Annotated in this window: 23 protein-coding genes; 12 read left to right on the plus strand and 11 right to left on the minus strand. The window is 71.1% G+C overall.

Annotated elements, in window-relative coordinates:
- Nucleotides 1–17: 17 nt before the first annotated feature.
- A complete protein-coding gene (locus ABZU74_RS06775; RefSeq protein ID WP_355419739.1) occupies nt 18–608 on the minus strand; it encodes an FABP family protein in 591 nt (196 codons plus the stop codon).
- Nucleotides 602–706, minus strand: coding sequence for a small membrane protein MtfM (gene mtfM, locus ABZU74_RS06780; protein WP_030327764.1), 105 nt, complete (start codon nt 704–706; stop codon nt 602–604). Before mtfM ends, ABZU74_RS06775 begins: the two co-directional genes overlap by 7 nt.
- Before the next feature lie 23 nt (nt 707–729).
- On the opposite strand from mtfM, the gene ABZU74_RS06785 reads away from it, so the two are divergent.
- From ABZU74_RS06785 to ABZU74_RS06795, 3 genes are all read left to right on the plus strand, one after another.
- A complete protein-coding gene (locus tag ABZU74_RS06785) occupies nt 730–1,092 on the plus strand; it encodes a DsrE family protein (RefSeq protein WP_196919971.1) in 363 nt (120 codons plus the stop codon).
- A 79-nt stretch (nt 1,093–1,171) separates the two neighbouring features.
- Nucleotides 1,172–1,552 carry an SCP2 sterol-binding domain-containing protein gene (locus ABZU74_RS06790; protein WP_355419255.1) on the plus strand — a complete coding sequence of 127 codons (381 nt, stop codon included), beginning with the start codon at nt 1,172–1,174 and terminating at the stop codon, nt 1,550–1,552.
- Entirely contained in the window at nt 1,549–3,603 is a 2,055-nt protein-coding gene (locus tag ABZU74_RS06795) for a glycogen debranching N-terminal domain-containing protein (RefSeq protein WP_355419257.1), read from the plus strand. The genes ABZU74_RS06790 and ABZU74_RS06795 overlap by 4 nt, the downstream gene beginning before the upstream one ends.
- A gap of 19 nt (nt 3,604–3,622) precedes the next feature.
- Here the strand turns inward: ABZU74_RS06795 and ABZU74_RS06800 are convergent, their stop codons facing one another.
- From ABZU74_RS06800 to ABZU74_RS06810, 3 genes are all read right to left on the minus strand, one after another.
- On the minus strand, nt 3,623–4,390 hold the full coding sequence (locus tag ABZU74_RS06800; protein WP_355419741.1) for a hypothetical protein: 768 nt from the start codon (nt 4,388–4,390) through the stop codon (nt 3,623–3,625).
- Nucleotides 4,391–4,557: 167 nt separating this feature from the next.
- Nucleotides 4,558–5,016 (minus strand): winged helix-turn-helix domain-containing protein, encoded by a 459-nt coding sequence (locus ABZU74_RS06805; RefSeq protein ID WP_355419743.1) that lies wholly within the window; start codon nt 5,014–5,016, stop codon nt 4,558–4,560.
- Between the two features lie 164 nt (nt 5,017–5,180).
- Entirely contained in the window at nt 5,181–5,477 is a 297-nt protein-coding gene (locus ABZU74_RS06810) for a hypothetical protein (RefSeq protein ID WP_355419259.1), read from the minus strand.
- A gap of 416 nt (nt 5,478–5,893) precedes the next feature.
- Between ABZU74_RS06810 and ABZU74_RS06815 the strand changes: the two genes are divergently transcribed.
- Entirely contained in the window at nt 5,894–6,811 is a 918-nt protein-coding gene (locus tag ABZU74_RS06815; protein ID WP_355419261.1) for a hypothetical protein, read from the plus strand.
- A 61-nt stretch (nt 6,812–6,872) separates the two neighbouring features.
- Here the strand turns inward: ABZU74_RS06815 and ABZU74_RS06820 are convergent, their stop codons facing one another.
- The 5 genes from ABZU74_RS06820 to ABZU74_RS06840 all read right to left on the minus strand — a co-directional run bounded on the left by ABZU74_RS06820 (nt 6,873) and on the right by ABZU74_RS06840 (nt 10,385).
- Complete coding sequence (locus ABZU74_RS06820) at nt 6,873–7,193, minus strand: DUF1416 domain-containing protein (protein WP_355419263.1); 321 nt, start codon at nt 7,191–7,193, stop codon at nt 6,873–6,875.
- A 2-nt stretch (nt 7,194–7,195) separates the two neighbouring features.
- A complete protein-coding gene (locus ABZU74_RS06825) occupies nt 7,196–8,044 on the minus strand; it encodes a sulfurtransferase (protein WP_238661998.1) in 849 nt (282 codons plus the stop codon).
- A gap of 206 nt (nt 8,045–8,250) precedes the next feature.
- Nucleotides 8,251–8,328 carry an Ms5788A family Cys-rich leader peptide gene (locus ABZU74_RS06830; RefSeq protein ID WP_310503780.1) on the minus strand — a complete coding sequence of 26 codons (78 nt, stop codon included), beginning with the start codon at nt 8,326–8,328 and terminating at the stop codon, nt 8,251–8,253.
- Between the two features lie 105 nt (nt 8,329–8,433).
- Nucleotides 8,434–9,222, minus strand: coding sequence for a DUF2993 domain-containing protein (locus tag ABZU74_RS06835; protein ID WP_355419265.1), 789 nt, complete (start codon nt 9,220–9,222; stop codon nt 8,434–8,436).
- 104 nt (nt 9,223–9,326) lie between these two features.
- Entirely contained in the window at nt 9,327–10,385 is a 1,059-nt protein-coding gene (locus ABZU74_RS06840; protein ID WP_355419267.1) for a hypothetical protein, read from the minus strand.
- Nucleotides 10,386–10,626: 241 nt separating this feature from the next.
- Between ABZU74_RS06840 and ABZU74_RS06845 the strand changes: the two genes are divergently transcribed.
- The 7 genes from ABZU74_RS06845 (at nt 10,627) to pstB (ending at nt 17,772) form a co-directional block, all read left to right on the plus strand.
- Entirely contained in the window at nt 10,627–11,346 is a 720-nt protein-coding gene (locus ABZU74_RS06845) for a response regulator transcription factor (protein ID WP_181518701.1), read from the plus strand.
- 154 nt (nt 11,347–11,500) lie between these two features.
- Nucleotides 11,501–12,379, plus strand: a complete 879-nt coding sequence (locus ABZU74_RS06850) for a polysaccharide deacetylase family protein (RefSeq protein ID WP_355419269.1) — start codon at nt 11,501–11,503, stop codon at nt 12,377–12,379.
- Between the two features lie 58 nt (nt 12,380–12,437).
- A complete protein-coding gene (gene mshD, locus ABZU74_RS06855) occupies nt 12,438–13,364 on the plus strand; it encodes a mycothiol synthase (protein ID WP_355419271.1) in 927 nt (308 codons plus the stop codon).
- Nucleotides 13,365–13,655: 291 nt separating this feature from the next.
- The gene (pstS, locus tag ABZU74_RS06860) at nt 13,656–14,762 is read left to right on the plus strand and encodes a phosphate ABC transporter substrate-binding protein PstS (RefSeq protein ID WP_355419273.1); all 1,107 of its coding nucleotides are present in this window, start codon (nt 13,656–13,658) and stop codon (nt 14,760–14,762) included.
- Nucleotides 14,763–14,801: 39 nt separating this feature from the next.
- On the plus strand, nt 14,802–15,893 hold the full coding sequence (gene pstC, locus ABZU74_RS06865) for a phosphate ABC transporter permease subunit PstC (RefSeq protein ID WP_355419275.1): 1,092 nt from the start codon (nt 14,802–14,804) through the stop codon (nt 15,891–15,893).
- Nucleotides 15,890–16,978 (plus strand): phosphate ABC transporter permease PstA, encoded by a 1,089-nt coding sequence (gene pstA / locus ABZU74_RS06870; RefSeq protein ID WP_355419277.1) that lies wholly within the window; start codon nt 15,890–15,892, stop codon nt 16,976–16,978. The genes pstC and pstA overlap by 4 nt, the downstream gene beginning before the upstream one ends.
- 17 nt (nt 16,979–16,995) lie before the next feature.
- The gene (pstB, locus tag ABZU74_RS06875; RefSeq protein WP_112584183.1) at nt 16,996–17,772 is read left to right on the plus strand and encodes a phosphate ABC transporter ATP-binding protein PstB; all 777 of its coding nucleotides are present in this window, start codon (nt 16,996–16,998) and stop codon (nt 17,770–17,772) included.
- Between the two features lie 197 nt (nt 17,773–17,969).
- Here pstB and ABZU74_RS06880 read toward each other — a convergent pair whose 3' ends face one another.
- Nucleotides 17,970–18,803 (minus strand): NUDIX hydrolase, encoded by an 834-nt coding sequence (locus tag ABZU74_RS06880; RefSeq protein WP_355419279.1) that lies wholly within the window; start codon nt 18,801–18,803, stop codon nt 17,970–17,972.
- Between the two features lie 299 nt (nt 18,804–19,102).
- Between ABZU74_RS06880 and ABZU74_RS06885 the strand changes: the two genes are divergently transcribed.
- A complete protein-coding gene (locus tag ABZU74_RS06885) occupies nt 19,103–20,071 on the plus strand; it encodes a Gfo/Idh/MocA family oxidoreductase (RefSeq protein ID WP_355419281.1) in 969 nt (322 codons plus the stop codon).
- Nucleotides 20,072–20,084: the final 13 nt, after the last annotated feature.

Consider the following 20,084-nt stretch of genomic DNA (forward strand, 5'->3'; position numbering starts at 1 on the left):
GCCGCCGACAGTCGAGGTCAGCCGCCGACCCGGACGAGTCGCGCCGACAGGTGCGGGCTGAGCCCGTGCCCCATCGCGGCCATCTCCTGGGCGTAGAGCAGCGCGCCCTCGACGATGCCGAAGAGTCGGTGCCCGCCGGTGACCTCCTTGGCGGTCGGAGTCCGGATCACCGCGTCGGTGGCGAACTCGACCTGCGTGCCGGTGCGCTTGCCCAGGTGCAGCTCCATCACCCCGGTCGGGGTGGTCAGCAGCGCCTCCAGCTCGTCGGTCGCCCGCCCATCCACCAGCACCGGCCGCCACCAGCCGACCTCGCGCCCGGCGGGACGGACCGGCTTGCTCTGCTCGTCGAGGATCCAGGCGCGCGACTCGTAGTGCAGGAACGGTCGGCCGTCGTGGCTGATCCGGATCTCCTGCGCGTAGTCGAAGTCCTCGATGGTGGGGAAGCCACCCTTGCCCCGACCACGCCACAGACCGATGTACGGCAGCAGGGCATCCAGCGCGGGGTGCAGCTTCGGCCCGACCCGCAGGTCGTGACTCTCCTCGAACGGGTACTCCTCGACCGGCGGCGCGTTCAGCCACGGCGGCTGCAGCGGGTTCTCGCTCACCAGCGTCCTCTCGAAATGCGTACGGCAAGGTAGACCAGGCCACCGGCGAGCCCGCCCAGGCCAGCGACCAGCAGGCTGACAAACCCGATCTCGGTAACCATCCCGGCCATCCTATGCTGGGCCCATGGCCCGCACTCTCGTCGTCAAGGCCACCGCGGGGGCGGACGCCCCGGAGCGGTGCGCGCAGGCATTCACCGTCGCCGCAACGGCGGTCGCGGCGGGGGTGGACGTCTCACTCTGGCTGACCGGTGAGTCGACCTGGTTCGCACTGCCCGGTCGCGCCCAGCAGTTCGACCTGCCGCACTCCGCACCCCTGGCCGAGTTGTTGCACGTCATCCTGACCAGCGGCCGGGTGACCGCGTGCACGCAGTGCGCGGCCCGACGGGAGATCGGCCCGGACGACGTGCTCCCCGGGGTGCGGATCGCCGGTGCCGCGGTCTTCGTCGAGGAGGCGTTGGCCGAGGGCGCGCAGGCGCTCGTCTACTGACCGCACGGCGGCGCTGGGCCGGTCCGAGTGGAGTTCCGATACCGACCCGACATCTCGGACAGCTGCCTACGATTCGGATGTGACCGAGGCGGCGGAGAGGTTCTTCGAGGCACTGCCGTCGCGCGCTCCTGACGTGCTGGGCGGCCTGGCCGACGGCACCCTCCAGATCGACCTCGGCGAGGACCACCGGACCGAACACTGGCTGGTCCGGATGCGACCCGGGTCGGTGCAGGTCAGCCGTGGGCGTGGCCCGGCCGACGCCCTCTGGTCCAGCAGCGCCGCCCTCTTCGACCGGCTGATCACCGGCGAGGCCCAGGGGGTCGCGGCGGTGCTGCGCAACGAGAGCACGTTCAGCGGGAACGTGGTGCTCTTCCTCGCCTTCCGCAGGTTCTTCCCGGACCCGCCCGGCACCCGCGACCCCCGCGAGGCGGCCCGTCGAGCAGCCGGACGACTCAGGTGAAGGAACTCGTCAGCATTCTGGACGGCAACACCTTCCTGGTCAGCGACCGCCGTGGGGACATCGAGCCGTCCTACGACTTCCCCACCGGGCTGTTCTCCTTCGACACCCGCTTCCTGTCCACGTGGGTGCTCACCCTGGACGGCGAACGGCTGCACGCTCTCTCCGTCGACGACGCCGAGTCGTACCGCACCAAGTTCTTCCTCGCCCCCGGCGAGCCCACGCACTACCTGGACGCCAAGGCGTCGGTGATCCGCAGCCGGGCGATCGTGGGTAGCTTCGAGGAGGAACTGACCGTGCTGAACCACCTCGGCGCGGAGGTCGAGTGCACCCTCCGGATCGAGGTCGGGGCCGACTTCGCCGACCTGTTCGAGATCAAGAATTCCCGGCAGAAACGGGGCCGGACCACCATCACGGTCGCCGAGAACGAGCTGCGGCTGACCTACCGGCGGGACGCGTTCCACCGGGAGACGGTGGTCAGCACCACCGAGCCGGCACAGGTCGACGACACCGGGATGACCTTCCGGATCCGGATAGCTCGCAACGGCAGATGGTCCACCCGGCTGCACGTGTCCAGCGTCGTCTTCGGGGCCCGGGGCGAGGACATCCGGGCCACCCTCCCGTACGGCGGCAGCCGCAGCGCGGACGCCATCCGGGCCGAGCAGCAGGAGCTGATCGACAGGGCGCCGAAGCTCGGCTGCGACTGCGAGCCGCTGGCCGGGGCGTACCGGCGCAGCCTCAACGACCTGGCCGCGCTGCGCTACGAGTCGATCGCCCTGGGCGTGCGGCTGATCGCCGCGGGGCTGCCCTGGTTCATGACCCTCTTCGGTCGGGACAGCATCATCACCTCGTTGCAGGTGCTGCCGTTCCTGCCGGAGCTGGTCCCGCCGACCATCCTGATGCTGGCCGGGCTACAGGGTCACCGGGTGGACGACTTCCGCGACGAGGAACCCGGCAAGATCCTGCACGAGCTGCGGTACGGGGAGACCGCCGGCTTCGAGGAGCAGCCACACTCGCCGTACTACGGGTCGGCCGACTCGACGCCGCTGTTCATCATCCTGCTCGACGAGTACGAGCTGTGGACCGGTGACGCCGCTCTCGTCCGCAAGCTGGAGCCGCACGTCCGCGCGGCGTTGCAGTGGATCGACAGCTACGGTGACCTGCTCGGCACCGGCTACCTCTGGTACCAGACCCGCAACCCGGAAACGGGCCTGCAGAACCAGTGCTGGAAGGACTCCTGGGACGCCATCTCGTACGCCGACGGTCAGCTGCCCGGCTTCCCCCGGGCCACCTGCGAGTTGCAGGGCTACGCGTACGACGCGAAGGTCCGGGCCGCCCGGCTGGCCCGGAAGTTCTGGAACGACCCGGAGTTCGCCGACGAGTTGGAGCGGCAGGCGGCCGATCTCAAACGGCGGTTCGACCGCGACTTCTGGATCCCGGAGCGCGAGCACTACGCGCTCGCCCTGGACGCCGACGGCCGGCAGGTGGACGCGCTGACGTCGAACATCGGGCACCTGCTGTGGAGCGGCATCGTGGACGAGTCGCGCGCCGGCAAGGTGGTCGAGCACCTCCTCGGGCCGCGGCTGTTCTCCGGCTGGGGGGTCCGGACGCTCGCCACGGACGAGGGCCGGTACAACCCGATCGGCTATCACGTGGGCACGGTCTGGCCGTTCGACAACTCGATCATCGCGTGGGGGTTGTGGCGGTACGGCTTCCGGGAGGAGGCCGGCTTGCTCTGCGACACGATGCTGGCGGCGTCCCGCTACTTCGAGGGTCGGCTGCCGGAGGCGTTCGCCGGCTACGCCCGGGACCTCACCGACTACCCGGTGGAGTACCCGACCGCGTGCAGCCCGCAGGCCTGGTCGACAGGGACCCCGCTGCTGCTGCTGCGGGTGATGCTGGGGTTGGAGCCGCAGGGCGAGCACCTGATCATCGACCCGGCCGTGCCACCGGGGATGGGCCGCGTCGAGCTGCTGGACATCCCCGGCCGGTGGGGCATGGTCGACGCGTTGGGGCGGAGCCGTGGCCCGGAGGACCAGCCGGGCGCCGGCTGACCCGAGCGGGCCGCCCGGCTCAGCCCGGGCAACCGACGGTGGCGGCCAGTCGGGTGGCGTCCGGGCTGATCTCGGCCAGCACCGTGACGGCACCGGTGCGGTACGCGTACACCGGGGGCTGATCCAGCAGTGGGGCGTTGCCGGCCAGCGGGGCGAGCGCGGCCGTGGAGGCCGCCGGGCCGGGACCGTTCGCGGACCACGCGGTACGGGCGACCCCGCCGCCCGGGCAGGGCGCGGTGACCAGCTCCGACGCGGCGTCGCCCGGCCGGTCGAGTGCCCGCGACGCGGCGGTGAGCGCGGCCGTCTCCGGGCCGGCAGCGGCAGCCGGGGCCGGCTGGTAACCGGTGCCGACCGGCCGGCAACCGGTGTCGACGACCAGTCGCACCCGGCCGTCGACTGTCGGCCGCCCCTGGACGGCCACGAATTCTCCGGCGTCGGCGCGCAGCTCGGGGCCGTCCACCCCGGGCCCCACCCCGGCCCGCCAGCTCGCCGGCAGCCGCTCGGCGATGCCGGCCAGCACGGCCCGCTCGTCGCCGGTGGCCGCCAGCACCCCGACCTCGCGCCGCAGCCTCGCCCCGTCGGCGAACGGGGTGACCCGGCAGCCGGACGCGATCCGCGCCGGGCTCAACTCCAGCAGACCGGCCGCACCGGCCGCGCGGACCAGCTCGCCGACCGCCCGGTCGACCACCGGGCCGGCCTGATCGAGGGAACGCTGTTCGCGCACTGTCGGCGGGTCGTCCCGCACCGACATCCAGGTGATCCCGGCCAGCAACACGGCCCAGGCCACGGTCACGGCCAGCAGCCAACGCCGCCGCGACCGGGCCGGTGCCGGCGCGGCGGGGCCGGCCGAAGAAGCCCAACCCGTCTGGACAGCACCGCTCACCCGGCCATGGTGTCACGCGCCCGCCGCCCGGCCGGCGGCGGAGGCGCTCGGCAGGGCGGGGTGACTGCGGGTCAGTGGTCGTGCAGCCGGGGCGGCGGGTCGAGTCGATAGCCGACCCCTCGCACGGTGTGCACCTGCGGCCCGCCCGGCAGGCACCGCAGCCTGCGACGAAGCCGTCTGACGGTGGATTGCAACGTCGCGGTGTCCGCGCCGCCCAGCGCGGAAACGCACAGCCGTTCGTAGCTCCACACCACCAGCGGCGGGCCGATGAGAAGGGTGAGCAGCTCTCGTTCGGTGGGGGTCAGCGGGAGCGGGTCGCCGCGCCAGGTGACCTGGCGCCCGGCCCGGTCGACGACCAGCTCACCCCACTCCACCAGGCCCCGCGCCTCGGTGAGCGGAAGGACTGTCGGATTGACCGGCGCCGGGCCCGTCGGCGACGACAGCAGCTCCCGTAGCTCGGTCAGGTCGGCGCAGCTGAGCACCGGGGCGCGCCCGTCGAGTTGGCTCAGCACCCGCTTCCGCGTCGACAGGTCCGTGCCCACGCAGACGACGATCGGAACCTCTTCGCCGGACCCGCCACCCTCACCCCTGACCGTCACCCGTAGATAGTGACGCATGCCGATGGATTTGGAGACCCGTCCGGCCGGGACGACAGTGGCCGCCGACCCGGACGGGTCGGCGGCCACCACCTCCTTCAGAGCGTCGCGAAAAGCGCCTCGACGGCCCGCGCCAGCGCGTCATTGAGGGTGACGAGCAGAAGCACGACCAGCAGCAGGACGACCAGCCGAGCCGTACGCCCGTCGGTGGCCAGCGCCCAGGCGAGAAGCTGGTAGAGCCCCTGCGGCGCCGAGTCCGCGCCGACCGAGCGCAGCTCGGCCAGATCCGCAGCACTTCGACGCCGCAGGGTGAACCACCCCCAGCCGAAGAGCACGACCAGAACGATCATCGCCACCAGAGTCTCCTGCCGAGCGGCAAGGTCAGCGATGCTCACCACGCCACCTCCGATTTCACCGAGGTCCGAAGCGTCGGCGTACCCGACACCGTGGACTGCCCAGGTGGCACCCCACGCGGCCGATGACAGCAGAGCCGCCCAATTTCGGATATTTCCCCAGAAGCTTTCCGGGGTGCGCGCATTCCGGCGGTGTCGAAATTGATCAGGCCGGTTGCGGGAACGCCCTCTTCACCTGCCCAGGACCACTTTCGCCAGGCCCGAAAATCCGCCCCGGGAAGGCGGCGATGTGGCTCGGATCACACCTCGTGGTCCGACATGTCGGATCGCCCGCCGGTGCTTTTCGGAGCCGCCGAATGTCCTCTTTGCACTCTTGCCGGAGCGTGGGCCTCCCGGTCGTCGGGCGCAGGTCGTACCCCCGCGATGCGGATGGGATATTGGTCCAGAAGAATGGCGACGTGGATGAGGTGCAGCGCCTGACCCGGCTACTGATCCAGGACTGGCACGGAAGAGAGCACGGGGCATTCAGGGCGTTCTGGGACCAGGTCGAGACCGGGCCCACCGGCGCGCCTTTCGGCTACAAGAAGGCCCTCGACCAGTTGGGTCGACACAGCAAGGTCTCCTGGGGGCTGCTGCACCGGGTCGTCGAGATCTGCGTGCCCAGCACAGAGCACGAGGAGCGCCTGGAACTACTCGCCGGGCACTGGCTGACGGGTCGAGGCTCGCCGCCGCCCGGCTACTGCGGCCGGATCATCGTGGCCGGCGAAGTGGTGCGCGGCGTTCTGACCTCGTCCCAGGACGCTGGTGACGAACAGAGCCGCGCCGCGCTCCTGGAACGGGAGCGCGACCAGGCGCAACGCGAGCTGGCCAACCACCGCCAGAAGATCACCGAACTCCAGGACAGCATCACGTCGCTGAGCGCCGAGTTCGAGAAGCGCACCGACGAGGTCGAGGCGGACCGCCGCGCACTGATCGTCAGCGTTGAGAAGATCACCGAGCGGATGCAGGAGGACGTCAACCGGCAACGTGCAGAGGGCGAGCGGATCGACGCCCGGATCGACCGGCTGGTCCAGGAGAACGAAGACCTCCTCGCCCGGCAGCGCTCACTCGTACAGGAGCGCGACGACGCCGAGAACAGAGCAAGTCGGCACCTCCGTGAGCTCGGCGAACTGAGGGCGATGACGGAGAGCGAGCGGATCCGGCTGTACGAGACCATCGGAGTCCTGGAAGACCGGGTGTCAGCGCTCCACCGCGACCTCGACAGCACCTGGTCGAACTCGCCGCCCCCGCAGGCCGAGGTACGGCAACGCCTCGCCACCGAGGACCCGAACATCTGGAATGACGGGCTGCCGCCCACGCCACCCGTCATTCGGTGAGCACACGACCGGGGCCAGCCACCCAGGAGGGTGACCGGCCCCGGTCGATCAGAGCAGTGGGTCAGGCAACGGTGACGGCAACCTCGTTGACACCCCGGCCGGCAGTGACCGCGGTGTCGCCGTTGCCGTGCCGGGACAACGCCCGCAGCGTCCAGGCACCCGGCGCGGCGAAGAACCGGAACTGCCCGGCGGCTGAGGTGACCACCTCGGCGGTGAACTCACCGGTCGAGTCGAGCAGCCGGACGTACGCGCCCGGCACCGGCTCGGCCTCGGCGGAACGGACGATGCCGGTGATGACGGTTTCCTTCTCCAGGTCCAGGCTGGCCGGCAGCGGCGCGGCCTGGTCAGGTGCGGCGCAACCCGCGGCGGTGGGAAGAGTCATGATCAGGCCTCCCCGGGTTCGTCGCCGAGCGCGACCGGCACACCGACCAGCGAGCCGTACTCGGTCCAGGAACCGTCGTAGTTCTTGACGTTGCGGTGACCCAGCAGCTCCTGGAGCACGAACCAGGTGTGCGACGAGCGCTCACCGATCCGGCAGTACGCGATGGTCTCCTTGCCGTCGTCGAGCCCCGCGTCACCGTAGATCTTGCGCAGCTCGTCGTCGGACCGGAAGGTGCCGTCCTCGTTGGCCGCCTTGGACCACGGCACGCTGATCGCGGTGGGGATGTGGCCGGCCCGCTGCGCCTGCTCCTGCGGCAGGTGGGCGGGGGCCAGCAGGCGACCGGCGAACTCGTCGGGGCTGCGCACGTCGACCAGGTTCTTGGTGCCGATCGCGGCGACGACCTCGTCGCGGAAGGCCCGGATGGAAGTGTCCGGCTCCTGCGCGACGTACTGCGTCGCCGGGCGGGACACCGCGTCGGTGACGAGCGGGCGGGCGTCCAGCTCCCACTTCTTGCGGCCGCCGTCGAGCAGCTTCACGTCGCGGTGGCCGTAGAGCTTGAAGTACCAGTAGGCGTACGCCGCGAACCAGTTGTTGTTGCCGCCGTACAGGATGACGGTGTCGTCGTTGCTGATGCCCCGCTCGGAGAGCAGCGCCTCGAACTGCGTCTTGTTGACGAAGTCCCGGCGGACCTGGTCCTGCAGGTCGGTCTTCCAGTCAATCTTGATGGCGCCGGCGATGTGGCCGGTGTCGTAGGCCGAGGTGTCCTCGTCGACCTCGACGAAGACGACGCCCGGGGCGTCGAGGTTCTTCTCGGCCCACTCGGCCGAAACGAGTGCGGTGTCGCGACTCATCGAATCACTCCCTGGTGAGGATGGATGGTGAGCCAACGCGCGCGAATCGATGGATGCAACTGTCGCACCACGCGCGGGACCCAGCGGAAGGACGGGATCACGGGATCGTGCGACGGCGCCGCTGCCGGGCGTTCGGTGGGATAACCGGAGGGTGCGAGAACCCTGTGCCGGTGGCCGCCGTCAGGCGGCCGGAGACAGCCCCGCCGTCAGATGACGGGGCGACACAGGCAGGTGGCCACGCGGCACAGGTCGACCGCGCGCCGTTTGGTGAGGTGGGTCCCCATGGCCAGGGAGCCTACCAGCCAGTGACCGAGCTGCCACTCAGCCGACCACCATCCGGGAATCGACGGGGCCGCCGAGGATTTCGGCGTCCCACCACGCTTCCGGCGTCAGTTGACGGAGTTGATCGGCACGTTCTTGGCGTCGGCGGTGACCGCCAGTCCTTCCGGCAGTGGACGGACCTCCCGGACAGCGAGCTGGAACGGCAGCTCCGGGAGGGGCACGTCGATGGAGATGCTCTTGGCGTAGTTGCTCAGGAAAGCCCGGGCCAGCGGCAGGTTCGGCAGACCCGCGGCGTCCAGGTCGTTGAACCGCAGGGCGACCGCGCCGTTGTCGGCGACGGTGACGTCGGCGGTGCCGCTGATGGTGAGTTTCTGACCGAGGATGTCGGCGGGGGCCTTGACGGTGAGCTTGCCGTTCTGCTCACCGAGGGTGAGACCCGGGCGGTTCAGCAGCGCGGCCAGACTCTCGTAGCTGATCGTGCCGGCGCCGTTGACGGTGTCCGCCACGACGTCACCCTGGCCGGTGCGCAGGGTGTCCAGCGAGGCCCGAACGTTGCGAGCGGTCACATCGAGCACCGGGAGCCGGACGGCGTCGCCCTCGACCGAGGCCTGCACGTCCCGCAGATTGATGGTGATCCGCTGGTAACGGCCATCCAGCACCTGGGTGAGGAACGGCGTTCCGCCGACCTCCACCTCGGGTGCGGCGGATTGCGCGCCCTGCTTGGCGATCTCCTGGCGCACGCGGTCGCCGATCATCCGCTCGGCGACCCCGACCGCGACCCGGTCGGCGACCACCAGCAACCCCGCCAGCAGCAGGAGCAGAACGAACAGCCCGATGAGCAGCTTGCGGCCACGCCGTCGGGGTCGCGCCTCGTTCGCCGGATAGTCCTGCGCCACGCCGCCTCCTGTCTCCGCCCGTCGCGCCGCGACGGGTCGTTCATACCCACGCCGCAGGGCGGCGCACCCGTAGGTACCCGACCGCCTCCGCGCTCAACCGTGACTCAGAGGAAGAGCATGCACATGGCGTACGCGGCGGGCGCCGCCAGGGCGAAGCCGCCGAGCGGGCCCTGCATGTGCCGGGCCACCCACATGGTGGGCGGTTCGCCGGCCATCAACCGGCCCGCCTCCGCGTACCCCACCGCGAGGTCGGCGAGGACGGCGGTGACCGCCGCGACCAGGCCGATCACGGCGGCCCGGGTCGGCGTGAACGGGGCCACCAGGTAGCTGCCGAGGAGGGCGCTGGTCAGCGTGCCGACCATCGCGCCGGCCACCACGCCGGCGGCGCCCCGGGGCACCTGCGGGGCGAGCCGGGGCCACGGGAGCACGGCGTCGGTGAGCCGGGCGACGGTGAGCGCGACCCCGCTCGCGGTCAGGCAGACGGTGATCGCCTGGGTGCCGGCCGGGATCCGACTGAGCACGATCAGGGTGCCGAAGGCCACCACCCCGACCACGATGAGCAGGGTGGCGCCGAGCGAGTCGGTGACCCGAACCCGGTCCACCCGGCGAACCAGTTGGCCGAGCACCGCGGCGAGGAACCCGCCAGCGGCCAGGTAACCCAGCGGCGCCAGGCCGGCGACGTCGGTCTGCACCGCGGCGATGTCGGCGAGCGCCGCGACGGTGGCGCTGATCCCGGCGACCACCAGCAACGCGGGCGGACGCATGGCCATCGTCCAGGCGAGCACGAACAGCAGTTGGACGCCGAAGATGATGAAGGCGAACGGCAGCCGGTGGCCGGGGCCTGACGTCTGCGCGCCGAGCACCAGGCCGACACCGAGCAGCGCGGCGAAGCCGGCGATGGTCAGCGCCAGCTGACGGTGCACCGCGACCGGGGGGATGACCTCCTCTTCCGGCTCGTCGATCTCGTCTTCGGATCGGCGGGCCGGCTCGCCAGCGCGACGGGCACGGCGAGGCCCACCCCGTTCGCGGCGGTCGCCATCGGTGGTGGCCGGACCGGTACGCGGCGCGGGCGGTTGGCCGCGCGTCGCTGCGGCGGCCGGGCCCGGTTGGGGCCCTGCGGGCCACGATTCGCGGCCGGCCTCGGGCGAGGTGGAGGGAAACACGACCCGATCGTGCCAGACCGACGGCCCGACGCGGTGGTCACGGGTTTCAGCGACGTTAAAATCCGGGCCACGATCAGGGGCAAGATAGACAAACGGGAAACGGCCTGACGGCGTGGCCGAGGCGATCGGTTAGGCTCAACGCGTTACCCGCCCGTCAGCGACGCCGGGACCACGCAATTTCTCAGCGCACTCCCTGATGAGTGCGACTGGTCGCGTGCGGCCTCGCGCCGCCGGGACGGAGGTGATCGTGGAGATCCTGCTGCTGGTGACCGCGCGCGCAGGTGAACCGTCGGCTGTGCTGCCGGCACTCGACCTGCTGCCACACTCGGTCCGTACCGCGCCGCGCGACGTTCGCACCCTGGTCGCGGGCCCCAGCCCCGACGCGGTGATGGTGGACGCTCGATCGGAGTTGAGCGAGGCCCGGGCGACCTGCCGGATGTTGCACGCCACCGGGCTCGGCGTGCCGCTGGTCGCGGTGGTGACCGAGGCCGGTCTGATCGCGCTCAACGCCGACTGGGGCGTCGACGACGTCATCCTCGCCTCGGCGGGCCCGGCCGAGGTCGAGGCACGGCTACGGCTGGCGGTGGGCCGGCTCAGCAACGCGACCGCTGGTGCGGGTGGCTCGATCCGGGCCGGCGAGCTGACCATCGACCCGGACACCTACGCGGCCAAGCTCAAGGGGCGCCCGCTCGACCTCACCTACAAGGAGTTCGAGCTGCTGAAGTTCCTGGCCCAGCACCCGGGCCGGGTGTTCACCCGGGATCAGCTCCTGCGCGAGGTCTGGGGCTACGACTACTTCGGCGGCACCCGCACCGTGGACGTGCACGTCCGGCGACTGCGCGCCAAGCTCGGCTCGGAGTACGAGTCGATGATCGGCACCGTCCGCCAGGTCGGCTACAAGTTCGTCGTGCCGCCGTCGCGGTCGCTTCCCGAGGCGGAGCACGCGCCCCTGCCGGTCTGAGCGGAGGAACGCACCGGACGATTTCCCATATGCCCTTTTTGCGCAGCTTGGCGGCTCTATTCTGACTGCCGGGTTTGTCGGAGAAAGGGGCGACGGTGCGCGCACTGACCACGGGGGCGACGGGCCGGCGTGACCGGCAGGTCGGGCGGAAGTCGTGACGCGGGGCAGCTCCACCGCGCGGGCCGCGGGGATCGTGACACTAGTGGTGGTGGGGCTGCTCGGCTCCGCGTACGTCCTGGGCCGCAGCCTCGTCCCCGACCAGGCCCCTCGGCACTCCACCGGGGTCACCACGAGCGCCGACGGGCCGCACTACGCCGACCAGCCCAGCGGTGGCGGGCCGGGCGCAGGCCCGAGCAACAGCGCCAGCCCGGCCGGAACCGGCCCAGCCGAGGCCGGCCAGGACGGGTCCGGACGGGACTCCGGAGGCGACAACCTGTTCGGCGCGCACGCGACCACCGGCACCCCGCGGCTCGCGCTGACCTTCGACGACGGGCCGGACCCGCGCTACACCCCGCAGGTCCTCGCCCTGCTGCGCGAATACGACGTGCGCGCCACGTTCTGCGTGGTCGGCGAGAACGCGCAGAACCACCCCGAACTGATCCAGTCGATCGTGGACGGCGGGCACACCCTGTGCAACCACTCCTGGCAACACGACGTCGGGCTGGGCGCCCGATCGGCCGACGCGATCCGCTCCGACCTCCTGCGCACCAACGCGGCGATCCGGGCGGCGGTGCCGAACGCCCCGATCGTCTGGTACCGCCAGCCGGGCGGGGCCTGGACGTACCCGGTGGTGTCGGTGGCGCGGCAGCTCGGCATGACCCCGCTACACTGGTCGGTGGATCCGTCGGACTGGGACCTGCCCGGCGCTGGCAAGATCACCGCGACGGTGGTGAGCCAGGCCGAGCCGGGCTCGGTGGTGCTGCTGCACGACGCCGGTGGGAACCGCGAGGGCACGGTGGAGGCGCTGCGCCGGATCCTGCCCGACCTGACCGCCCGGTTCGAGTTGGAGGCACTCCCCACCGACCCGACGTGAGCCGCGGCTTTACGGCGACGCTCCGGGCGTCACGACACGCAACGGATACGGTGGCGGAATGAGCAGCGCGGAGCCGACCAGCGACCAGGTGACCCGGAGCGAGCGACTGGCGTCGGCGGAGATCGCCGACGTACTGGCCCTCGTCAGCGCCGCGGGTGACACGGACGGAGCCGACCCGCTCGACGAACACGTCCTGCTCCGGCTGCGCGACCCCCACGCCCCCGCCGTACACCTGATCGCCCGCGCCGACGACGGCGCCCTCACCGGGTACGCGCACCTGGACACCACCGACCCGGTCGGCGGGATCGGGGTCGAGCTGGTGGTGCACCCCGCGTACCGGCGACGGGGCACTGGTCGGGCGCTCGCCCGGGGCGTACTCGCCTCGGCCACCGGGCCGCTGCGGGCGTGGGCGCACGGCGACCACCCCTCGGCCGCGGCGCTCGCCGTCGACCTCGGCTTCACCCGCGCCCGGGTGCTCTGGCAGCTGCGCCGGCCGTTGGCCGCCCCGCTGGGTGAGCCGCGCCTGCCCGACGGGGTGACGCTGCGTGCGTTCCGACAGGGGGAGGACGACGCAGCCTGGCTGACCCTCAACGCCCGGGCCTTCGCCGAGCACCCGGAACAGGGCCGGTGGACGTCGGACGACCTGCGGGTCCGCCTCGCCGAGCCGTGGTTCGACCCGGCGGGCTTTCTGCTCGCCGAGGAGACCGCGACCGGCCGGCTGCTCGGTTTCCACTGGACCAAGGTGCACGAGCGGCCGGGGTCGGCCCGGATCGGCGAGGTGTACGTCCTGGGGGTGGAGCCGACCGCGCACGGCGGCGGGCTCGGCCGGGCCCTGACCACCGCCGGACTGGCCCACCTGCGGGACAAGCGTGGCCTCGACCGGGTGATGCTCTATGTGGACGACTCGAACACCGGGGCGGTCGCGCTCTACGAGCGGTTGGGCTTCGCCCGCTGGTCCGCGCACATCAACTACCACCTGGGCTGACCGTCGGCCGTCGCTCCGACCGGGTCACCGGTGGGTAACGGCAGGGCGTCGGCGGCATAACGACGAACCGGAAATATACCCATACTTCCGACAGGTGTACCCGGGTTCACTCAACGGACAACTCACCCTCGGCAAGCGGTCACCTCGGGGGCCGTACGTGTTCACCTTGCGTTCACTTGCGACCGGCGAACCGGCTACCTGGCACTTCTAACTTTCGTGTCAGCCGGTCAGTGCCGGTCCTCGGGCCCCGGGATCGGGGCGCCAAGTCAGACGCGAAGGGAAACCCCTCAGGTGAAGCTCCAGCGGTACGGCACTATTGCCTGCCTCGCTCTTGCCGCGACGCTCGGCCTCAGTGCATGCGGCTCGGACAACAACGAGCCCGCCTCCGGCGCGACTGCTTCGGGCTCGGCCGCCGCGGTCGACTGCGCTACCGGAACGCTCAACGCCCAGGGCTCGTCGGCGCAGAAGAACGCCATGGCCGAGTGGATCAAGGCGTACCAGCAGAAGTGCCAGGGCACCACGATCAACTACGAGGCTTCCGGCTCGGGCGCCGGCATCCAGGCGTTCATCGCCGGGACCGCCGACTTCGCCGGTTCCGACTCCGCGCTCAAGCCGGAGGAGCAGCCGCAGGCGGACGCCAAGTGCGTCGGCGGCAAGGCCATCCACCTGCCGATGGTGATCGGCCCGGTGGCCGTCGCCTACAACGTCAGCGGCGTGGACAACCTCCAGCTCAAGCCGGCCACCCTGGCGAAGATCTTCGCCGGCAAGGTCACCAAGTGGGACGACGCCACCATCAAGGCCGACAACCCGGACGCCAAGCTCCCGGCGACCACGATCCAGACCGTCCACCGTTCGGACGAGTCGGGCACCACCGACAACTTCACCAAGTACCTCTCGAAGACCGCTGAGAGCGACTGGACCCTGGGCAACGCCAAGGCGTGGAAGGCCCCGGGCGGCACCGGCGCCAAGGGCTCGGACGGCGTGGCCAGCAAGGTCAAGGGCGCGGACGGCTCCATCGGCTACATGGAGTGGTCGTTCGCCGAGAACGCCGGTCTGAAGATGTCGAAGATCGGCAACGGCAACGGCGAGTTCGCCGCGCTGACCGCCGAGGCCGCCGGCAAGACCATCGCCGGTGCTGCCGTCGAAGGTCAGGGCGACGACCTCAAGCTGAAGATCGACTACAACACCAAGGAGGCCGGGGCCTACCCGATCGTCCTGGCGACGTACGAGATCGTCTGCAGCAAGGGCCTCGCGGCCGACAAGCTGAAGCTGGTCAAGGGCCTGCTGGGCCACGCCGCCAGCGCCGAGGGCCAGGCCTCCCTCACCGAGCTGGGCTACGCCCCACTGCCGGAGACGGTCCGCACCAAGGTCGAGACCGCGGTCAAGAACCTCTCCTGACCCGATTCCACACCTCCGCAACCCGAATCGAGCGAGCAGATGGGTGAAACCCCTCACCGCTCGGCCGACGCCGGCACCGGCGGGACGCGCGTGACCCAGAGTCACGAGTGGCCCGCCGGTGCCTCGGCGCGTGTGGCCGAGGCACCAGTCAGCACCCGTTCCCCGGGCGGCACCGGGCTGGGCGGCGGCGGCGCGCTGCCGCGCAGCCGTAAGTTCGGCGCCGAGCGGGCCTTCCGCGGTCTCACCCTGGCCGCCGGCACCGCCGTTCTGGTCATCATCGCCGCCATCGCGATCTTCCTGGTCGTCAAGGCGGTGCCGGCCCTACGCGCCAACACCGAGAACTTCTGGTCCTACGAGGGCTGGTCCCCCAACGAAACCCAGCCGAAGTTCGGCATCGGTGCGCTCGCCTTCGGCACCGTGCTCAGCTCGGCGCTGGCACTGCTCATCGCGGTGCCGGTGGCGCTCGGCATCGCGCTCTACCTGTCGCACTACGCGCCGCGCCGGCTGGGCACCGCGCTCGGCTTCCTGGTCGACCTGCTGGCCGCCGTACCGAGCGTGGTCTTCGGCCTCTGGGGACGGGACGTCTTCAGCAGCCCCGTCCGGGACTTCTCGGTCTGGCTGAACCAGCACTTCGGCTGGATCCCGCTCTTCGGCGGCGACGGCCCCTTCGGGGCGTCCGTCATGCTGGGCGCCCTGGTGCTCGCGATCATGGTGTTGCCGATCATCACCTCGCTCTCCCGCGAGGTGTTCCTCCAGACGCCGACGGCGAACGAGGAGGCCGCCCTCGCCCTGGGCGCCACCCGCTGGGAGATGCTCCGCACCGCGGTGCTGCCCTACGGCCGCCCCGGCATCATCGCCGCGATGATGCTCGGCCTCGGCCGGGCGCTCGGCGAGACCATCGCCCTGGCGCTGACCCTCGGCATCACCTTCGGCATCTCGTTCAACCTGATCCAGAACGGCGGCAACACCATCGCCGCCAACATCGCCAACGCGTTCGGCGAGGCGAACGAGACCGGCCGCGGGGCGCTGATCGCCTCCGGTCTGGTGCTGTTCGCCATCACGCTGATCGTCAACATCACGGCGCGGGCGATCATCTACCGCCGCCGGGAGTTCACGGAGTCGGCCGCATGACCACAACCGCCACCTCCCACCGCACCCGGCCGCCGGCCCAGCCCGACTCGCTGCGGGCCAAGCGGCTGCCCCGGTACGCCGCCCCGGCCATCGCCGTGGCGGCCCTGGCGCTCTCCGCAGTGGTCGTCTACGGCGCCGGCATCGGCGGCCCGGTCCTCGTGGTCGTCCTCGGCGCGATCCTCTACCTGGTCGGGCTCTTCGCCGCCGCCAACGCGGTCGAGGGGCGCCGATCGGCCCGCAACCGCACCTGGAGCGCGCTGATCCACTCCGCCTTCGTGCTGGCGGTGCTGCCGCTCGTGTCGGTGGTCTGGACGCTTGTCAGCAAGGGCGCCGACCGGCTGGACGTCAACTTCTTCCAGACCTCGATGAACAACATCGGGGCCCGGGACGCCAACGGCGGCGCGTACCACGCGATCGTCGGCACGCTGGAGCAGGTCGGCATCGCCACCCTGATCACCGTTCCGCTCGGCGTGCTCTGCGCGATCTACATCGTCGAGTACGGGCGGGGCAAGTTCGCCTTCGCGATCCGGTTCTTCGTGGACGTGATGACCGGCATCCCGTCGATCGTCTCCGGCCTCTTCGTGCTGGCGTTCTGGGTGCTGATCGTGTCGCCGTGGTTCAACGACGGTCGGCCCAGCTTCTCCGGCTTCGCCGCCGCGCTCGCGCTGAGCGTGCTCATGCTGCCCACCATCGTCCGGTCCACCGAGGAGATGCTCCGCCTCGTACCGGCGCCACTGCGCGAGGGCGCGTACGCGCTCGGCGTACCCAAGTGGAAGACGATCCTGCGGGTGGTGCTGCCGACGGCGCTGCCCGGCATCGTCACCGGCGTCATGCTCGCCATCGCCCGCGCGGCCGGCGAGACCGCGCCGGTGCTGCTGGTCGCCGGCGGTGGCGCGGCGATCAACACCAACCCCTTCGAGAACAACCAGTCGTCGCTGTCCCTCTTCGTCTACCAGCAGGCCGGTGACGCGTCGAAGTACGCCCCGGCACGGGCGTGGACCGCGGCACTCACCCTGGTCGCCCTCGTGCTCATCCTGACGATCGCGGCGAAGCTGCTGGCCCGTCGCAACAGGCTCAGCCGATGAACCCCGGAGGTACCACCATGGCCAAGCGCGTCTCAGCCTCGAACGTCACCGCGTACTACGGCGGCTTCAAGGCGATCGAGAACATCAACCTGACTGTCGAACCGAAGACGGTCACCGCCCTGATCGGGCCGTCCGGGTGCGGCAAGTCGACGTTCCTGCGGTCGATCAACCGGATGCACGAGGTGCTGCCGGGTGCCCGGGTCGAGGGCAGCCTGACCATCGACGACCAGGACATCTACGACCGGGACGTGGACGTCACAGCGGTCCGGCGCACCATCGGCATGGTCTTCCAGCGGCCGAACCCGTTCCCCACCATGAGCATCTTCGAGAACGTGGTGGCCGGGCTGAAGCTCAACGGGGTCCGCAAGAAGTCGATCCTGGAGGACGCGGCCGAGAAGGCCCTGCGCGCCGCGAACCTGTGGGGCGAGGTCAAGGACCGGCTGGGCAAGCCCGGCGCGGGCCTCTCCGGCGGTCAGCAGCAGCGACTCTGCATCGCCCGGACCATCGCGGTCGAGCCGCAGGTCGTCCTGATGGACGAGCCGTGCTCCGCCCTGGACCCGATCTCCACGCTGGCGATCGAGGACCTGATGTTCCAGCTCAAGGACAAGTTCACGATCATCATCGTGACGCACAACATGCAGCAGGCCGCGCGGGTGTCGGACCGGACCGCCTTCTTCTCGATCGAGAAGACCGGCGACCCGGGCCGGCTGATCGAGTACGACAACACCCAGAAGATCTTCAGCAACCCGAGCGTGAAGAAGACCGAGGACTACATCACCGGCCGCTTCGGCTGAGCCGCTGGCTTCCCGGTCCGCCAGGGGCGTCGGTCGACCTGACCGGCGTCCCTTTTGCGGGCCCGAACGTGGTTCGCCGCCCGTCCCCCTCAAGATCGCGCTGGAACATGGAAGCAGTGGCCTCCTCCGCGCGACCACACCACTACTTCCTGGATCGAGCACGATCTTGCGGTGGTGGTGGATGCCTTGTGGGGGGGTCAGCCCAGGACGAAGCGGGGTTCGCCAACCGGGGGCAGGTCCAGCCGCGGGGTGACCGGGCTGGCGGCGTCCCGGTCGGCCGCCGCGCGCGCCACCCCGGCCAGGTCGCCGGCCGCCGCCACCTGGGCCAACGTGACCAGGGTCGGTGGCAGCATGCGCAGCTCGCCGGCCCGTGCGCGGGCCAGCGCGTCCGCCGGCCGGATCCACAGGGTGTGGTCGGCCTCGCCGGAGACGTCGCGGGTCCGCTGCCCCTCGGGCAGAAGGGCGATGAAGAAGTACGTGTCGAAGCGGCGCGGCTCGAACTCGGGCGTGATCCACCGGCTCCAGGGCAGCAGCAGGTCCGACCGAAGGGTGAGCTGACGGTCGGCGAGCAGCGCCGCGAAGCCCAGCCGGCGCCCCTCCAGGTCCTGCCGGGCCGCCTCCCAGTCGTCGCTGCTGACGTCACCCACCACTGTCTCCCGGTTCGGGCCGGCGAGCAGCACGCCGGCCTCCTCGAAGACCTCGCGCGCGGCGGCGCAGACCACCGCCTGCGCGGCCTCAGGAGCCACTCCGAGCCGGTCCGCCCACTCGTCCGGCGTCGGGCCGGCCCAGTCCAGGTGCGTCTCCGAGTCGGAACGGTCCACCCCGCCTCCGGGGAAGGCGTACATCCCGCCGAAGGTCATCGCGGCGACCCGGCGGATGACGTACACCTCGAAGTCGGCGTCGGTCGGACGCAGCAGCAACACGGTGGCCGCGACCCGCGGCGTCGCCGGGGTGCCACCCTCGGCCTGGAACCGGCGGGCGTGCTCGACCAGGGCGGCCGGGGCGGCGAAGCCGTCACTGTCGATCGTCATGCCGCGAGCCTAGTTCCCGCCAGCGCGATTGCCGGCCGCGCGCCAAGCCACGAAGCGGCCGACTCGGTCGGGACCTGTCGACGTCTTCAGCGGTATACCTCCAGAACATAAATATGCCTCAGAGGTATACCGCTCGTCGGGGTGAACGGCCCGATGCGCGGGTGCCGGTCGGGCGCGGGCGCAGGGCACAGGCACACGGCCGGGCAACGCCAGCCGGACAACGCCAGCCGGGGCAGTGCGCGGCAGGCAGCAGCAGGCCGGGCAGCGGGCGGTTCACTTGGCTCGGCTAGCGTTCCGGCATGACTCGTTGGGGCATCCTGGCCACCGGCCACATCGCCAGCCGTTTCGCCGAAGATCTCCGGCTGGTGCCGGACGCCGAGTTGGTTGCGGTCGGTTCCCGCGCCGCGGAGAGCGCGCAGCGCTTCGCCGACACGTACGGCGCGAAGCGCGCCTACGGCTCCTGGGTGGAGCTGGCCGCCGACCCGGAGGTGGACGCGATCTATGTGGCGACCCCGCACTCGGCGCACTACGAGGCGGCGATGACCTGCCTCACCGCTGGGCGCGCGGTGCTGTTGGAGAAGCCGTTCACCCTCGACCTGGCCACCAGCACCGAGTTGGTGGACACCGCCCGCGCCGCCGGGGTCTTCCTGATGGAGGCGATGTGGATGCGGCTGAATCCGATGATCCTGCGGGTGGTCGAGCTGATCGAGGACGGGGCGATCGGCACGGTGACGGGTGTCCGGGCTGATTTCGCGGTGGCCGGGCCGTTCCCGCCGGAGCACCGGATGCGCAACGCGGCGCTGGGCGGGGGCGCCCTGCTCGACCTGGGGATCTACCCGATCAGCCTGGCCCACCTGCTGCTCGGGGTGCCGCAGCACATCCGGTCCTGGGCGCAGCTCGGCCCAGAGGGGACGGACGAGAACACCGGCATGCTGTTCGGCTATGACACCGGAGCCCTGGCAACTCTGAGCTGCGGCATGGTCGGGTTGAGCGGGCAGACGGCCTCGATAACGGGCACCACGGGTCGGATCGACCTGCCGGAGCCGTTCTTCCGGCCGGGTTCGGTGACGGTGCACCGGGCCGGCGCGGAGCCGGAGACGATCGTCGCCGACGGGGCCGGCAACGGCTACCAGTACGAGGCGATCGAGGTGCAGCGCTGCCTCGCCGCCGGGCTGACCGAGAGCCCTGTGGTGCCGCATGCCACGACGCTTGAGGTGATGACCTTGCTGGACACGGTCCGCGAGCAGATCGGCGTGCGCTACGTCTGAACGGCGGAAGGGC

It is taken from the genome of Micromonospora sp. NPDC005171, from assembly GCF_040608575.1.
Lineage (GTDB): Bacteria > Actinomycetota > Actinomycetes > Mycobacteriales > Micromonosporaceae > Micromonospora.

Coding starts and splice junctions, on each gene's coding strand:
- mtfM (WP_030327764.1), bottom strand. CDS start 706: ATGGTTACCGAGATCGGGTTTGTCAGCCTGCTGGTCGCTGGCCTGGGC.
- ABZU74_RS06785 (WP_196919971.1), top strand. CDS start 730: ATGGCCCGCACTCTCGTCGTCAAGGCCACCGCGGGGGCGGACGCCCCG.
- ABZU74_RS06820 (WP_355419263.1), bottom strand. CDS start 7,193: ATGACTCTTCCCACCGCCGCGGGTTGCGCCGCACCTGACCAGGCCGCG.
- ABZU74_RS06825 (WP_238661998.1), bottom strand. CDS start 8,044: ATGAGTCGCGACACCGCACTCGTTTCGGCCGAGTGGGCCGAGAAGAAC.
- ABZU74_RS06830 (WP_310503780.1), bottom strand. CDS start 8,328: ATGGGGACCCACCTCACCAAACGGCGCGCGGTCGACCTGTGCCGCGTG.
- mshD (WP_355419271.1), top strand. CDS start 12,438: ATGAGCAGCGCGGAGCCGACCAGCGACCAGGTGACCCGGAGCGAGCGA.
- pstC (WP_355419275.1), top strand. CDS start 14,802: ATGGGTGAAACCCCTCACCGCTCGGCCGACGCCGGCACCGGCGGGACG.
- pstA (WP_355419277.1), top strand. CDS start 15,890: ATGACCACAACCGCCACCTCCCACCGCACCCGGCCGCCGGCCCAGCCC.
- pstB (WP_112584183.1), top strand. CDS start 16,996: ATGGCCAAGCGCGTCTCAGCCTCGAACGTCACCGCGTACTACGGCGGC.
- ABZU74_RS06880 (WP_355419279.1), bottom strand. CDS start 18,803: ATGACGATCGACAGTGACGGCTTCGCCGCCCCGGCCGCCCTGGTCGAG.
- ABZU74_RS06885 (WP_355419281.1), top strand. CDS start 19,103: ATGACTCGTTGGGGCATCCTGGCCACCGGCCACATCGCCAGCCGTTTC.